This is a genomic window from Flexilinea flocculi (genome assembly GCF_001192795.1).
Taxonomy (GTDB): domain Bacteria; phylum Chloroflexota; class Anaerolineae; order Anaerolineales; family Anaerolineaceae; genus Flexilinea; species Flexilinea flocculi.
The window spans coordinates 2,300,066-2,313,929 of record NZ_DF968181.1; the positions used below are offsets into that span (position 1 = coordinate 2,300,066).

Below are 13,864 nucleotides of genomic sequence, written 5' to 3' on the forward strand. Positions count from 1 at the left end.
ATTCAAATTTTAATTTGTTGTTTTTTTGGATGGCTCTTCCAAATTTTGTAATTCCGCATCAAGAAGAGGTTCTACTTTTGTTCTTCTTCCTGTACTCCTGCCATCATTAATCCAAGCTTTTCCGCAGTGGCAGTCGGTCCATCCACAATACCAATAATCCGACCTTCAAAGATAACCGCAATTCGATCGGACAAAGCTCTGATTTCATCCAAATCCTCAGAAATCAAGAGTGTTGCTGTTCCTTCACTGCGTTGTTTCAATAAACGACGATGAATATACTCTGTTGCTCCGATATCTACACCTCTTGTAGGTTGAGCAGCAATCAGGATTTTCGGATTGCGATTTAGCTCCCGCGCGAGAATAAGTTTTTGTACGTTTCCGCCGGATAAATTCTTTACCTTGGTTGACAGTGTTGGAGTTTTTACAGAAAAATCATCCACAGCTTTCTGCGTTGCTGCGGCTATATTGGAAAAATTCAGAATCCAATGCTTTGAATACGGGATTTTATCATGATCCTCTAAAATGAAGTTTTCCATGATATCAAATTCCCGAATGATTCCTTCTTTATTGCGCTCTTCGGGGATATAGGATTGTCCAGCAAGAATCCTTTCATATGGAGAAGCTTTGGTCATTTCAATGCTATCGATGATAATCCGCCCTTTGGAACATTTCCGGAGTCCGGCTAACGCCTCGGCCAGTTCACGCTGACCGTTTCCGGATACACCAGCTAATCCTAAAATCTCGCCGCTTCGAATTTCCAGGGAGACACCCTTGACCTGATCCTCTCCCCAGTCGTTCCTCACCCAAACATCTTCGATTTTCAGCTTCACATCCCCAACAGATGGAGCAGCTCGCTCATATTGCAAAACCACCGGACGTCCGACCATCATTTGAGCCAGCTCGGCTTTTGTCAAATTCTTGTTTTCCCGTTGACCTACACTTCTTCCATCCCGTAAAATGGTAACTCGGTCACTGATAGCTAGCACTTCATGAAGTTTATGAGATATAAAAATGATTAAATGTTTTTCTTGCGCCATCTTTCTCAAAATCTGAAAGAATTCATCAACTTCCTGAGGTGTCAAAACAGCAGTCGGTTCATCCAGAATCAGCAAATCCGCTCCTCGATATAGCGTCTTCACAATTTCAACACGTTGCTGCTCACCAACCGACAGTTGCCAAATATATGCTCTGGGATTCAATTTAAGATTATAGGTATCACAGATCTCCATCATCTTCTTTTCGACAATATTTAAATCCAGAAAGGGTTGTCGGCTGGACTTCAAACCCAGTGCTACATTTTCGCGAACCGTTAAATTGGAAACCAGCATAAAATGCTGATGAATCATACCGATTCCTGCATGGATTACGTCCGTCGGAGAAGAAAAATGACACTCTTTTCCATTAATAAGAATCCTGCCGCTATCCGGCTGATATAAACCATAAAGCTGTTTCATCAGCGTGCTCTTACCGGCTCCGTTCTCACCTAACAAGGCTAAAATTTCTCCTGCACGCACTTCCAAATTCACATGGTCATTCGCCAATACACCAGGAAACTGTTTTGTGATGTCAATCATTTGAAGCTGTTTTATCGGCTGTTTTACCGCTGCAGGATAATATTTCTTAGACATTTTCCCTCATCCGTTTATTAATAGAATCATATCGATCTATAAATTCTACAATTGAGATTGCTTCCTCAGCCTTATGCCCTCCTCACAATGACAGGTGCCATGTGAATAACACAACAGCAAGGTTTGTCATTGCAAGTCACAGATCGGCAAAGCAATCCTCCACATCACAGAATAACAATAAAAACATCATTCCGGATTGCATCTCCGGAATGATGTTCCCTGTAAATTAATTATCCTGCAGGCAGCGGTTCAATTTCTCCATCAACAATCTTCTGTGCCAGATCATCAGCCATATCAATCAATTCCTGGTCAATCTCCAGATTTTCAGTATTCCATAAAATCTGCAAACCGCCATTTTCGAAAGTCAGATCGTATGCAGCGCCGCCATAAATGCCTTCAGTCATTTTTGTGATGATTTCATTTAGAATCGGTGTCCAGTCATAAACAAGACTGACAAGAACATTTTCCGGGGCAAGTGGAATCGTATCCCACTGAACACCCAACCAAACACCGTCTCGTTCTTTCACAACGCTGACTGCACCTGGAATGGATTGGGATGTTCCCGTAAGCACCATCGCTCCTTCATCCATATGCGTTTCCGCGGCAGCGGACATTAAAGAAACATCCGAGAATGAGGAAGTATATGTAACGCTGACTTCTGCACCGGCTTCCGCCGCACCATTTTTAAAGCCGTCAATATAGGTTTTTGCATCGCCGGATTCAACAGGTCCGCAAACGCCTAATTTGCCATTTTCACTGACCGCGGCTGCAATCTGTCCGAACACATAACCACCCTGTTCAGCACGTGCCTGATACACAGAAACATTATCCAATCCGAAGAAATCTGTACCATTTCCCCAGGCAAAAGCTGTTTCCGGATAATCCGGCGCAATTTCCTGGATTGATGTGCCATACTGAGATCCGTGCGCAATAACCAGATCAAAGCCCATATCCGCATAGTCCCGAATCGCTTCTCTGGCATCCGCGACATTGAACATATCTTCGGAATAAACAATTTCAAAGTTTTCTTCACCGACTTCACTCTGAAGCACTTTAAGCGCTTCATACATGGATTGGCTGAAAGAATAATCATTGATCTTGGACGGCATTACCATAGCCACCTGAAAGACTTCATCCTCAGCAAGAACAGGAACAGACAACAAGGTCATGACGACACAAACAAATAAAATCATGATTGAAAACTTCTTCGACATCTTATCTCCTTATTTTCTAATAGGGACGAGAGAAAAGCATGTTTTCTGTCAGATTCTGATTACAGGAAATTCTGTTTTTAGCCATCTTCAAACATTTCTGCTTTTTTCTATCCCTTTTTTCAAACCAAATTATTAATTTTCACTGCGTTCATATGGAACGGACAACGCCGCAGGTGCATCTCTGCCCTGTACAAAAACAAGCGTGATGATGGTAAGTATATATGGCAACATCATTGCGACATCGGAAGGGATGTTGATTCCAAGCACCTGCATTCGAAGCTGTAATGCATTCACAAAGCTAAACAACAGTGCACCGAAAAGGACTCCTTTGGGTTTCCAACCGCTGAAATATACGAGGGCTACCGCAATATATCCGGTACCATTCGTCATTTTCTCCTGGAACATGTTAATATTGGCAATTGAAAAAGTCGCTCCTGCTATTCCTGCAAGAACACCGCCGATACAAACGCATAGATATCGGATTTTAATCACCGAAACGCCCAAAGTGTCAGCCGCCTGCGGATTCTGTCCGACCGAACGAATCTTCAACCCCAGGGTTGTTTTGTAAAGGACAACCGAACATACCGGGATCAAACAATATGCCAGATAGACCATCAGGTTATTCTGAAAAAAAGTTTCTCCAATGAAAGGAATATCACCAAGAACAGGGATTTTCAAGGGAGCAAATCCCGCTACAGATTGTACCGTTCCCTGTAACAGCGTTTTAAATAATAACGATGAAAGACCAACTCCGAACATGGTCAATCCGATACCGCTGATACCCTGAGCAGCTTTGAATGTAACACTGATCAGCGACATGATCAATCCCATGAATAAACCGATCACAGCCGCTGCAGCAATACCCAAGAATAAGTTACCGGTTTGATAAACCACATAGAAGGCGGAAAAAGCCCCCATCATCATAATGCCTTCAACCCCAAGATTGAAGCAGCCGGCAGTTTGGTTGAAAAGTTCGCCCAATCCGGCATAAAGATAAGGCATTGCAAGACGAATCGCCATGCCGATAATTCCGAATATCGTTGCTGCTGAGAACAAGTTATTCATTTTTTGCTCTCCTTTTGGATCGGTTTGTTGAAAAAATCTTTGCTGCAACCACGAATAAAACCACCAGTCCTAACAAGGTGTCAATAAAAGCCGAGTGGACTTGAACAGAACGCTGCATTTTATTGCCACCAACCATCAACCCGCCAAACAATACTGCTGCGGGAATCGTCCCGATGGGATGGAGATTCCCGAACAACGCGGTAACGATGCCATTGAACCCGTAATTTGCAGATATATTTTCCAGCACACGATGCTGAACGCCAAAGAGTTCGATGCCTCCAGCCAGCCCTGAGAATGCCCCGCTCAGAATCATAGCCATTGCCTGATAGATTGGAACTTTTATCCCCGCATATTTGGATGCAGCAGAATTAAAACCAACGGCTCGAATACGGTAACCGATTGTCGTTCGCCACAATAAAACAAACGCAAAAAATGCCAGAATGACAGCGAGAATGGTACCGGTATTTAGTTGTGTGGGTGGAGCCAATCGGGTAAGCCAGGTATATTCAGGCATTTGCGCAGTTTGGGCTGCCCGTGTACCCATCTCAATTTCATGTGGATCGATCATCGGTCCACGCAAAAGAAAATTCGAAAAATACACAGCAATTGAATTCATCATAACCGTTGTCAGAATCTCGTTCACACCCATACGAGCTTTTAGAAATCCCGGAATACCACCCCAGACAGCACCGGCTGCCATTGCGGTCAACAGGCATAAAGGAATCATGATCAAACGTGATGGGATCGGCAAATATAAAGCGACGGCAGCTGAGGCAAGAGCGCCCATGATAATCTGACCTTCTCCACCGATATTGACAACACCTCCGCGAAAAGCAATACAGACACCAATGCCCACCAGCAATAATGGAGTTGCCTTGATTACGGTCTGAATGATTGCCCGCTGGCTGCCAAAAGCCCCTTCAAATAATGCCTGATATGCGTCCAATGGGTTTTTCCCCAGTGACTTCAGCATAAAAATTCCGATGATTAATGCAAGGAGTGTCGCAAAAATCGGAAGGATTGCGTCAAATGTCTTTTGCATGAAGGAGCGAATTTTTAACAACATTCAACAGATCTCCTTGAAAAATATATGGGTATAAAAATAGGAACTGATTGATACTAATCTTACAGAATAAAGTCAATTTTTGCAAATCATTTCTAAAAATCCACCATTTTGAAACATGAAAAGTATCCATGTTGTGCTTATGGTGTTATGCTGTGTGCCAATGATTTATATGATGAATCAATCATGGATGAATGTTTCATTGCAATCATAGAGAAGCAGTCTGTTCTCATATGTAGCAGGAGAGTGTTTCGCCCCTGCGCCATCATTTTTGACTTGTTTTCAAATCATTTCATATAACTCATCATTAATTATTGTAATAGTCTTTCATATTTGTTGATAAACTTCATTTGTAACTCCTGATTTATATATTTCGAAGAGTTGATCAGCAATTCGGAATATTAACCAACCTTTTGAATCAATCGAAAAAATTTGTATGTTTTTTTATACTCGGCATAAAACAGCACTACAACAAATAATTTACACCATATTTTGAATTACTTTCGATAAATTTCAAAGGTTGAAATTAAAAATTCCCATATGATATACTTATATCTATAGGAAGATTTTTTATGGGGCAGCCGGAGAATCGACCTATCTCACAAACTACTAACCGGCTGCTAAAGTTGGTGAATCATGAACACGCAAAGGAATATAAGCAGCAGGAGAAATGATTTTCAAATTGCGCGATTGGATTCCGCGCATGCAATGACCATTTTCAACCAGTTTATTGACAAAAGCTGTGATATTATGCGCCGTAATTGGGGCGAAATATTCCAAAGGTTTGAATTTTCTTACACCTGAGCCTGATAAAATCATCATACTGCATTCCGTCATAACGACGGGTTCGTGAGAATCCTGGGCGCTAAGTATTTATTTCTGATTCAGCGCAATCCTTTCAGGAAAATCATGGAATTAAAAAACCTGAGAATTGATCATCCGCTTAATGATCATTCAATGGGTTTAGCAGTCTATTAAAAAGCCAATCCTGGATAAAGGATCAAACCATCCATTTTAATCCGCTTCCAGAATTCGGATCGTTATTTATTCCATGAAAACAAATGAAGACAGTGATTCTCTTGGCCAATAGTAATTCGGAATATAAGAGGATTATTTATTGTTGAGATGATTTTTGCGCGAAGCGCAAAATCATCTCAACAATATAAAGTTTTTCCCGATTGATTCGGATAACAAATCGATATTTCGAATGAATTACTTGGCTAAAGGTTCAGGGGAAATTCTATGTTTTTAAATAAAAATTGGAAAACCAATTTCGCACTTCTTTGGGCAGGCCAAATCATTTCACTATTAGGGACTTCCATTATTCAGTTCTCACTGATTTGGTGGATTACAGAAAAAACCGGATCAGCGATCCTGCTTTCAATCGCAGCACTTTCAACATTGATCCCGGAAATCTTCATCGGGCCGTTTATCGGACCAGTTATCGATCGCAGCAACAAAAAGAAGATTTTATTCTTTTCCGGCATTAGTATTTCAATCATCGCCCTGGTTCTCAGTTTTGGGTTTCATCAAAACCTGATTGTTCCATGGATGATTCTGATCGGATTATTGCTTCGCAGCATCTTCAATGTTAGCCGCTGGCCGGTTCTGAGCGCTGCTGCAGCGCAAATAGTTCCCGAAAATCATCTGACCCGCATCAATGCAGTCGATTACATGATTCGTGGATTCTCGAATATCATCGGCCCTATCACAGGAGCTTTTCTGATCAATTCCATTTCCATTCAAAAAATTATGCTGACAGATGTCTTACTGGTTTTGATCGGATTTATACCGCTCTTCCTGGTAAAAATTCCTGAAATCATTAATAATGCAGATGCAATGCCTTCTATCCGAAAAACGATGATTCGAAATTGGAATGACTTGAAAGACGGCTTTATTTACGTTCAGAAGAAACCTGGATTGCTGAAACTTTTGGCATATCTGTCGATCATCAATCTATTGTTGATTCCGGGAGACCATCTACTTCCATTGATGATTTCAGATCATTTCGGCGGTGGAGCCACTGAACTGGGTATGATGGGAATGGCTTTTGGAATTGGATCGATTGTGGGCGGTTTGATACTGGGGATGCAGAGTGAATTGAGAAGCCGAATGAAGACAAGCATATCCGGGGATATTCTCTATGGCGCGGCTGTTATCCTGATCGGTATTTCAACAAAAAATCAGTTTCCGTTGGCAATACTGGCATGGGGAGCTGCCGGAATCGGCGAATCGTTAAGTCTGGCTTCACTGAATGCATTGCTGCAATCCAGAACGAAACCAGAGATGCAGGGACGCGTCATTTCGATCACTTCGAGCCTGATCAATATATCTGTTCCGCTCGGAATGATCATTTCCGGCCCAGTCGCTGAATTTTTTGGAATCCATCAGATATACATTTTCAGCGGGATTGTTGTTCTTCTCATCTCAGGTAGTATGATCAATATTCCGAATTTCTTCCAGTATGAAAAGAATAAACCAGTCAGGTCTTTCGATCAATCCTATTATTAATCGCTGGTCTGGGCTTGCATGCCATTTTGTCATTGCGAGGAGGGCATAGCCCGACGCGGCAATCTATTGAATTCTTGCGTGATAGAAGATTGCTTCGCCTCTGCGAGGCTCGCAATGACAGATTTAGCCCCTGTGTGGCTAACAATGCCAGGATTCACCACAACAGTGCACACATGGCAATGTGTCATTGCGAGGAGGGCATAGCCCGACGCGGCAATCTATTGAATTCCTGAGTGATAGAAGATTGCGAGGAGTTTATCTGCGTTAACAGATTATTTTGGATCAGGACACCTTTTTGATTGACCTACAGATGAGATATAACGCCAGATTACCCTCAGCGCCATCGGAGAGAAACTCATCCTCAATCCGAAAATCTGCTTCTTCAGCCAACCGATGCAATTCTGCAGAGGAAAACAGATGAACATATCTCAAACCGGTCTGTTCGGTTTGTCCAGGGAGACTGTATCGCCAATCAAGCAATGTATCTCCCGGCTCGAGCTCAGAAAGCTCCATGCCAACAGTTTCCCAGGGTAATACGCGATTCATTAATTTGGGCGAATTCTGAAACTGCCAGACAGAAAAAATGAATAATCCGCCCGGCTTAATAATTCGAGAAATCGCGCGCATGATTCTTTGATGGTGGATCGCCCCAGGAATGTGATGAATCGATGCAAATGCGCATACTCCGTCAAATGAATGATCGGAGAAAGGTTGATCCCAACCTGGATCCATCAGATCTGCCATCCCATACCGAATGGAGAGCTTTTCATTGGATATTTTTTCTGTGATAGACCTTGCTTCCTTCAGTAAAGGTTCACTGAAATCCAATCCCAGATAGGAGCCGGACATACCGGACATGGCCCATTCCACACCAAGTGCACCGGAGCCGCATCCTAAATCCAACCAGTCACCATCTCGCGGAATTTCGGATAAAATACGTCGAATTCCCGGCTGAATCCGTCTCCTTGTGGCAGCGAAAGCGTCACCAAAATCATGATAGAACTTATGATTGATTGCTAAAAGTTGATCAACGATTACTTGTTTCATGAGATCTGCAATTGAAAGCGCTATTTTATCTGTTTTAAATTTCGTATTTTTTTCGGCATCCGATAGACTTTCGCTAATCCGCCCTGACTGGTTTCACGATACAACGAAGGAATATCCTGTCCTGTATGCTTCATCACATCGACAACATCATCAAAACTGACACGGTGCGAACCATCGGAAAAAGAAACAAACTGAGCAACATAGTGCGCAATTCCTGCCGCGAAAGCATTTCGCTCGATACATGGAACCTGGACCATTCCATTGACCGGATCGCAAGTCATCCCAAGATTATGTTCCAACGCCATTTCAGCAGCATATTCAATTTGACGGATAGATCCCGAATAAAGCTGAACTGCGGCGGCAGCTGCCATCGAGCAAGCGACTCCAATCTCACCCTGACAGCCAACTTCTGCACCAGAGATGGATCCATTGTGTTTGACGACATTGCCAAAAATACCTGCAGTAGCTAAAGCTCGAAGAATGGCTTCCTCATTACGATTAAGCATTTCAGCAACAAATCGGATTACTGCCGGTACCACACCACTGGAACCACATGTCGGAGCTGTCACAATTTCACCACCCGTGGCATTCTCCTCGGAAACTGCCAAAGCATAGGAAGTTAAAAGCGGATTTCCGGCATATGAATCATTCATCATTTTACTTTTGCGGTAATACAAACTGGCTTTGCGGATTACGCCCAAACCGCCTGGGATAACTCCCTCTTTTTCAATTCCACGGTCAATTGCTGCATACATAACATGAAGAACATCGCGCAAATAATCCCAGATATCTTCACCCTCGCATTCCTCAACATATTCCCAGAAACTTTTTCCGGTATGTTTGAGGTAATCTAAAATCGCTGTCAAATTTCTATGCGGATAACAGTAATTCACTTCATTGTCCAGAATTCCTTCGGATAAAGCTCCACCCCCAACAGAATAAACCATCCATTGATGAATTGGATTTTTTTCGGCGTCATACGCAGAAAATTCCATTCCATTGGGATGGAAAGAAGGAATTATATCCGGTCTCCATTCAATGATCGTTCTTTGCCTTGGCAACACATCATAGATAGCCTGATCGGTAAAATGGCCTTTGCCTGTCGCAGCCAGACTGCCATAGAGCGTGACCTGGTAGTGTGCCGCATCAGGAAATTGAGTGAAAAATTTTTCAGCAGCAAAGCGCGGTGCCATCGTATGGCTGCTGCTTGGTCCATGTCCAATCCGATATAAATGTCGAATCGTATCCATATCAATATTCTCCCAGATTTTCTAATAAAACACGCACTTTTTCCATGGCTTTTCCGCGATGACTGATGTTGTTTTTTTCTGATTCAGACAATTCCGAAAATGTCTTCCCAAGTTCAGGAATATAAAAAATCGGATCATACCCGAATCCGCCGCTGCCACGTTCCTCGTCGATGATTTCGCCAGGGCAAATACCTTGTGCTATCAGGATGTCCGGCTTTCCAGGTACAGCAATAGCCGCCGCGCAATAGAATCTTGCGCACCATGGACGCGGTTTATCCAAGAGATTTTTAATGAGATACTGCCTGCGATCCGCATCCGTCGCATGCGGTTTCGGGCAATAGCGATGTGAATAAATTCCGGGTGCATTATCAAGACATTCGACTTCTAAGCCCGAATCATCAGCAATTGTAATCAGACCGGATTTTTTGCAGAAAAACATCGCTTTCTTTTCAGCATTTTCCTCAAAGGTTTTTCCGTCTTCTTCAACATCGAAATCCAGAGCAAGCTCAGCAGGGGTAACTAATTCATATTCAAATAATATGTCCTGGATTTCCTGAATTTTATGCCGATTATTGGTTCCGATTAAGATTCTCATTGTCTATGTAGCCTTTTTCAAACTTATTTTTGATCATCCGGTTGTACAATGATTCATTTCCTGTGTTTCCATGATTATACCTGTAGAATCGGATTGAAAATGAAATGCAGTAATCCGAAGTATTGACTTGCGATTCAATCAATCGGTAAAAAATGGTGATCCATTTTTTTATATAGCGCAAAATGTAAATGATATCGGGAATATTTCAGAAATAATTTGACGAATTTTTTGAGAATTGTACTGAAGGTATTAACAAAAAAAAGTCATGTTGGCAATAACCTACTCTCCCAGGAGGTCGCCCTCCAAGTACCATCGGCGTTGACGCGCTTGACTTCCGGGTTCGAGATGTTTCCGGGTATACCCACGTCCCTCTGGTCACCAACATGACTTTCTATTTCTTCTTTCACTGAATCTCAGTATGTAGTATCCTTTTTCTTTTTACAGAAAACCGACCTGTTCCTTACATCACGTCTCAAGCCTTCGATCATTAGTACTGGTTTGCTCAATCCATCACTGAACTTTCACTCCCAGCCTATCTAGCACGTAGTCTCCGTGCGATCTTATTCATTCCTGATAAGAGAACTTATCTTGAAGCAAGTTTCCCACTTAGATGCTTTCAGCGGTTATCTCTCCCAAACGTGGCTACTCAGCTATGCAATCGGCATTACAACTGACACACCAGAGGTTTGTCCACCCCGGTCCTCTCGTACTAGGGGCAGCCCTTCTCAATTCTCTTTCGCCCACAGCGGATAGAGACCGACCTGTCTCACGACGGTCTGAACCCAGCTCGCGTACCGCTTTAACCGGCGAACAGCCGGACCCTTGGGACCTTGTACAGCCCCAGGATGCGATGAGCCGACATCGAGGTGCCGAGCGAAGTCGTCGATGTGAACTCTTGGACTTCACCAGCCTGTTATCCCCGGGGTAGCTTTTATCCGGTAAGCCACGACCATTCCACTCTGTATCGTGGGATCACTAAGCCCTACTTTCGTATCTGCTCGACGCGTTGGTCTTGCAGTTAAGCTCCCTTCTGCCTTTACACTCTCCGACAGGTTTCCATTCTGTCTGAGGGAACCTTTGGGCGCCTCCGTTACCTTTTTGGAGGCGACCGCCCCAGTCAAACTGCCTGCCTGACACGGTCCCCTACCCGGTTTACGGCGTAGGGTTAGAGCCCAAATATCATCAGGGTGGTATTTCACTGGCGACTCCACCAAGGCTGGCGCCCTAGTTTCATAGTCTCCCACCTATCCTACACAAATTATACCTAAACTCAATGCCAAGTTACAGTAAAGCTCCACGGGGTCTTTTTGTCCTGCTGCGGGTAGGCCGCATCTTCACAGCCATTTCAATTTCACCGGGTCTATCGTTGAGACAGTGTTCTAGTTGTTACGCCGTTCGTGCGGGTCGGAACTTACCCGACAAGGAATTTCGCTACCTTAGGACCGTTATAGTTACGGCCGCCGTTCACCGGGGCTTCATTTCTGAGCTTCGTGTCTTTCAACACTAACCCCTCCACTTAACCTTCCGGCACTGGGCAGGCGTCAGCCCCTATACTTCGTCTTTCGACTTCGCAGAGACCTGTGGTTTTGCTAACCAGTCACTAGAACCCTTTCACTGCGACTCATGATCCCTATTTATCAGAATCTTGAGCACCCCTTCTCCCTAAGTTACGGGGCTATTTTGCCTAGTTCCTTAACGATAGTTCTCCCGTTCGTCTTAGTATTCTCTACTCATCTACCAGTGTCGGTTTGCGGTACGGGCAATATCATTTCATCGTTTAGAAGTTTTTCTTGACAACAAGGTCCATCTCAGTTCCGGCTTGCGCCTCCTGACTTCCCTCGGCTCAAACTGGGCTTTTCACTCCAGCTCTCTTCACCTACCGTTCATCCACCTAAATCCACTAATAGGCTGGACTTCCTTATTGTGTCTCTCCATCACTCCCTGATATCGGTGCTGGATTATTAACCAGCTGTCCATCGACTACGCTTTTCAGCCTCGCCTTAGGCCCCGACTAACCCGACGCAGATTGACTTGACGTCGGAAACCTTAGATTTTTGACGAACATGGTTCTCACATGTTTTACGCTACTTATGCCTGCATTCTCACTTCTGTACGCTCCAAGACTCCTTCCGGTATCCCTTCTCCGCATACAGAACGCTCCCCTACCGATCGTCTTCTTCAGACAATCCCATGGCTTCGGTACTATGCTTAGCCCCGTTACGTTTTCCGCGCAGAATCACTTGACCAGTGAGCTATTACGCACTCTTTAAAGGGTTGCTGCTTCTGAGCGAACCTCCTGGTTGTCTTTGTAACTCCACATCGTTTCCCACTTAGCATAGATTTGGGGACCTTAGCCGATGATCTGGGCTGTTTCCCTCTCGACTACGAATCTCATCACCCGCAGTCCGACTATAAAGATTCCATCTGTGGCATTCGGAGTTTGTTTGGATTCGATAAGTCTTTGACCCTCTTGTCCAGTCAGTGCTCTACCTCCACACATTATTCTTTACGCTAGTCCTAAAACTATTTCGGGGAGAACAAGCTATCTCTGAATTCGTTTGGCATATCACCCCTAACCACAAGTCATCCCTCAACTTTGCAGCGTTGAAAGGTTCGGTCTTCCACGAGGGCTTAATCTCGCTTCATCCTGCTCATGGTTAGCTCATCCAGTTTCGTGTCTAATCGTTGCGACTCTTTCGCCCTATTCAGACTCGCTTTCGCTTCGGCTCCGGGTTTCTCTCCCTTAACCTCGCCACAACTATTAACTCGCAGGCTCATTCTCCAAGAGGCACGCCGTCAGGCTTTGTCTTTCGACCATTGCCCTCCGACTGCTTGTAAGCTTACGGTTTCAGGTTCTTTTTCACTCCCCTTATCGGGGTACTTTTCACCTTTCCCTCACGGTACTTGTCCTCTATCGGTCGCTGTGTGTGTTTAGCCTTGGGAAGTGGACTCCCCAGCTTCATACCGTATTAGCGTGCACGGTACTACTCAGGTGTCAGTACGGTGTGCTCCCTATTTCGCGTACGGGGCTCTCACCCCCTCTGGCTGACTTTCCCAAGTCATTCCGCTATAGTTCGCCTTTTTTCACTTTTTGTACTGATCCTACAACCCCTCCATGAATCTCTTCATCTCGGTTTGGGCTTCTCCCATTTCGCTCGCCACTACTTTGGGAATATTCTCTTTTCCTCCGGGTACTTAGATGTTTCAGTTCCCCGGGTTCCCTTTCTCATACTATCTTTTTCATATGAGAATAACAGAGGTTCTCTCTGTTGGGTTTCCCCATTCGGATATTCTGGGATCGGCGCTCGTTCACAGCTCCCCCAGACTTTTCGCAGTGTCCCACGTCCTTCTTCGGCACTCAGCGCCAAGGCATCCTCCGTAAGCTCTTAGTAGCTTTTCACGTGATGTAAGGAACAGATCTTTTTTCTGTTCTTTTTCTTTCTTACTTCACTCGGTTTTTGCTTTGACTTTCGTCTTTTTTTGTTTTTTTC

The 13,864-nt window shown here is 44.1% G+C and carries 9 protein-coding genes and 2 rRNA genes; 1 reads left to right on the forward strand and 10 read right to left on the reverse strand.

The genetic code is table 11. The annotated features are described in order from the left end of the window. Positions 1 to 71: 71 nt before the first annotated feature. The 5 genes from ATC1_RS14485 to ATC1_RS14505 form a co-directional block, all read right to left on the reverse strand. Entirely contained in the window at positions 72 to 1,628 is a 1,557-nt protein-coding gene (locus ATC1_RS14485; protein WP_062283912.1) for an ABC transporter ATP-binding protein, read from the reverse strand. Positions 1,629 to 1,858: 230 nt separating this feature from the next. Continuing rightward, a complete protein-coding gene (locus ATC1_RS14490; protein WP_082174825.1) occupies positions 1,859 to 2,842 on the reverse strand; it encodes a BMP family lipoprotein in 984 nt (327 codons plus the stop codon). 132 nt (positions 2,843 to 2,974) lie between these two features. Further along, positions 2,975 to 3,907 (reverse strand): ABC transporter permease, encoded by a 933-nt coding sequence (locus ATC1_RS14495; RefSeq protein ID WP_062283915.1) that lies wholly within the window; start codon positions 3,905 to 3,907, stop codon positions 2,975 to 2,977. Next, positions 3,900 to 4,973 carry an ABC transporter permease gene (locus tag ATC1_RS14500; protein WP_082174826.1) on the reverse strand — a complete coding sequence of 358 codons (1,074 nt, stop codon included), beginning with the start codon at positions 4,971 to 4,973 and terminating at the stop codon, positions 3,900 to 3,902. Before ATC1_RS14500 ends, ATC1_RS14495 begins: the two co-directional genes overlap by 8 nt. A 606-nt stretch (positions 4,974 to 5,579) precedes the next feature. Continuing rightward, positions 5,580 to 5,792, reverse strand: coding sequence for a hypothetical protein (locus ATC1_RS14505; protein WP_062283917.1), 213 nt, complete (start codon positions 5,790 to 5,792; stop codon positions 5,580 to 5,582). A gap of 420 nt (positions 5,793 to 6,212) precedes the next feature. Between ATC1_RS14505 and ATC1_RS14510 the strand changes: the two genes are divergently transcribed. Next, positions 6,213 to 7,481 (forward strand): MFS transporter, encoded by a 1,269-nt coding sequence (locus tag ATC1_RS14510; protein ID WP_062283920.1) that lies wholly within the window; start codon positions 6,213 to 6,215, stop codon positions 7,479 to 7,481. Positions 7,482 to 7,763: 282 nt separating this feature from the next. On the opposite strand, the gene ATC1_RS14515 is transcribed toward ATC1_RS14510, so the two are convergent. The 5 genes from ATC1_RS14515 to ATC1_RS14535 all read right to left on the reverse strand — a co-directional run bounded on the left by ATC1_RS14515 (position 7,764) and on the right by ATC1_RS14535 (position 13,773). Beyond that, complete coding sequence (locus tag ATC1_RS14515) at positions 7,764 to 8,528, reverse strand: class I SAM-dependent methyltransferase (RefSeq protein WP_062283922.1); 765 nt, start codon at positions 8,526 to 8,528, stop codon at positions 7,764 to 7,766. 20 nt (positions 8,529 to 8,548) lie between these two features. Continuing rightward, a complete protein-coding gene (locus tag ATC1_RS14520) occupies positions 8,549 to 9,778 on the reverse strand; it encodes an L-serine ammonia-lyase, iron-sulfur-dependent, subunit alpha (RefSeq protein ID WP_062283925.1) in 1,230 nt (409 codons plus the stop codon). Between the two features lies 1 nt (position 9,779). Further along, entirely contained in the window at positions 9,780 to 10,373 is a 594-nt protein-coding gene (gene rdgB, locus ATC1_RS14525; protein WP_062283928.1) for an RdgB/HAM1 family non-canonical purine NTP pyrophosphatase, read from the reverse strand. Between the two features lie 266 nt (positions 10,374 to 10,639). After that, positions 10,640 to 10,756 (reverse strand): 5S ribosomal RNA (rrf, locus tag ATC1_RS14530). A gap of 85 nt (positions 10,757 to 10,841) precedes the next feature. Next, positions 10,842 to 13,773 (reverse strand): 23S ribosomal RNA (locus ATC1_RS14535). Between the last annotated feature and the right edge of the window lie 91 nt (positions 13,774 to 13,864).